A 2,919-nucleotide genomic window follows, 5' to 3' on the forward strand; every position below is an offset into this window, starting at 1 on the left:
ATTACGTTAGATCCAGTTGTTTTATCAGATCCATCACCAATAGTAGTTGCAGCAACAGTAACAAAAGATATTACATGTGATGCAGATCCTAGTTTAGATGGAGCAACAATAACAATAACCGCAACGACATCAGGAGGAAACGGAGCAGCATATACGTATGAATTATTTGATAATGCAACAGCAACAGGAGCCGCAGTTCAAGTAGGAGCACCATTTACAGATATTGATATAGCTGGAGATTATTGGGTTGTAGCGATAGATGTAGAGAGTTGTCGTTCGACACCAGTTTTAGTAAATGTACCAGTTAGAGAAACAATAGTTTTCACAGCTGTTCCTCAATGTTATGACGGTGCCAATGGAGTAATTGATATAAATATTACTTCGGGTAATGGTACTTATGAATTCAGTTTAGATGGTACAACATGGCAAACGCCAACTCCAGCTAATGCAACTTCATTTAGTATTACTGGTTTATCTAATATTGCATACACAGTAGAAATTAGAGATATAAAAGGGTGTACTCAGACAGAAAACGTTACAATTAATAATGCATTAGTAGCAACTGCAACACCAACAAATGCCAGTTGTATACCATTAGGAACTCCTACCGGGCAAATAGAAGTATTTCCAACAGGAGGGTCTACTACAGGATATGAATTTTCAGTAGTAACTGATGGTAGTACTGCAGGAGTATTTTCAGCAACAAACCCAATTACTAATTTAGCAGCAGGTACTTATGATGTATACGTAAGAGATGATGTAAATTGTGAATTCATAATCCAAGATGTAGTAATTGAGCAAATAACACCAGTAGCAATTACAATAACAGATAATCAGCCAACTTGTAATGGAGATACAGGTAGTATTGATGGTGTAATTAATGCAAATACAGGTCAATCACCACATACTATAACTATTGCAGATAGTGGTGGAGTTATAGCAATAAGAACTTTAACAGCTTTTATTGGAACTAACTTTAGTTTCAATAATTTGCCAGCAGAAACATATACAATAGAAATTACAGATGATTTAGGATGTACTGATAGTCAGAGTGTAACATTAGTTGACCCACCTGCATTAACAATTTCGATTGTTCCAGAAAGGCCTATTTGTGGTACACCATTTGCTTTAGGTACAAATGAAACTTTATTTGGATATGACTTTACAGGTTTTCCTACAATTTTAGCACCAAATAAATTACAGTTTAGTGTTGATAATGGAGTAACATGGCAAGACAGTCCTATTTTTAGAGGAACTGATGGAAGTCCAGATTTTAATTATGGAACAGTAACTTTTCCTGCTATTAGGATTACTGATATAGCAACCGAATCAATAACCTATTGCTTTAACAGTATAGGTTCTTATACAATGCCTTTTGAAGTAAGTCCTTTAGTTGTAAATGTTACTACTAATTCAGCTGATTGTACTGCAGGAGCAGAAGCAGTAGTAAATGTTTCAGGAGGTGTTGGAAATTACCAATATACTTATAATACAATACAAGTAGCACCTGGTCCTAGTGGATGGCAACCTGCAGGTCTTGGTACTGCTGCAACTACTTATACATTTAGTGGATTAACTCCAGGGAGAACTTATTACTTCTTTGTTAAAGATTTAGGAGATAATGATTGTGTAAAAGTAGATGATACTTTTATTATTGATATTGATGTAGTAATAACACCTTCAATTCTAAGTCAATCTTGTAATGGTGGAAATACTGGTAGTTTACAGTTTGATATTGATGATACTACATCAAATTTACTTACAGGAGGTGTTCCAGCAATTAATTGGGAACTTTTTAGTCTTAACGTTGTTACAGGAGTCTCTACTTCAGTAGAAACAGGAACACAAGGTAGTTTAGCACCTATACTTCCAACAGGAAACGGAACTCTTTCTCCAGGAACTTATTATTTAGAGATAGAGAATAATGCAGGAACATGTACTTTTGCGAGTCCAAACATAGAGATATTAGAAACAGCACCAATAAATGCAAACTTAACAGTAGTAAGTGATATAACATGTAGTACCAATGGGGTTATAAGGGTTAACGCTACAGGAGGAACTGGACCGTATACATATTCAGTAGCTTCTTCTGTTAACTTTCTTCCTGCAGATGCTACAGTTTCAGGAACAACTATTGAGTTTGCTTATGCAGACGTAACAGACCCTACTTTAGATGTTACAGGAATTAATATAACAATAACAGATAGTAACGGTAATAGTTGTTCAACAACAGTAGGACCAGAATCTCTCATTGTTGGTCAATTACCTAATATTATAAGTAGTACGCCAAATAGTTGTGGTGTTAATAAAACAATTACCACGAGAGTTAATAGTGGAACAGGACCTTATCAATTCTCAGTAGATGCTGGTGCATTCAGTAGCTCAATAGCATTAGATGGAGGTTTAGGGTATGCTGAGTTTATTGCAGAAAACTTAACACCAGGTAATCATATTATAACAATAAGAGATGCTAACGGGTGTACAGTTACTACAAATTCCGATATACAGCAAAGTTTAGAGTATACTGTAACATCAACCAAAAATTTAACATGTGATACTCCATCTCCAGCAGATGAAGCAACATATGATGTAAATGTAACTAGTGGTAGTGGTGCATATACTTATGAAATAACAGGTACAGTTAGTGGAGTAGTTATAACTGCAGGAACAGCTTTACCAAGTAATCCATTTACTTTTAGTACAGCAGTTGCAGAAGATTATACGATAATAATAACAGATACTGCTGAAACGCCTAATTGTACGTTAACAAAAACATTTGAAGTTAAAGCAGCCTTACAACCAGTCTTTACTACAAATGTAGTAGATGCTACTTGTAACGGAGGCGCAAATGGAAGTATAGGAGTTTCAGTAACAACAGGATTAACGCCATATACTTATAGTATTGTTCAAACAGCTGGA

At 35.3% G+C, this 2,919-nt stretch carries 1 protein-coding gene; it reads left to right on the forward strand.

Annotated features, from left to right (window positions below; genetic code table 11):
* Positions 1-2,919: SprB repeat-containing protein (locus H518_RS19660; protein WP_043706844.1), on the forward strand; the 2,919-nt coding region annotated here is incomplete at both ends.

Source organism: Tenacibaculum ovolyticum DSM 18103, from assembly GCF_000430545.1.
GTDB lineage: Bacteria > Bacteroidota > Bacteroidia > Flavobacteriales > Flavobacteriaceae > Polaribacter > Polaribacter ovolyticus.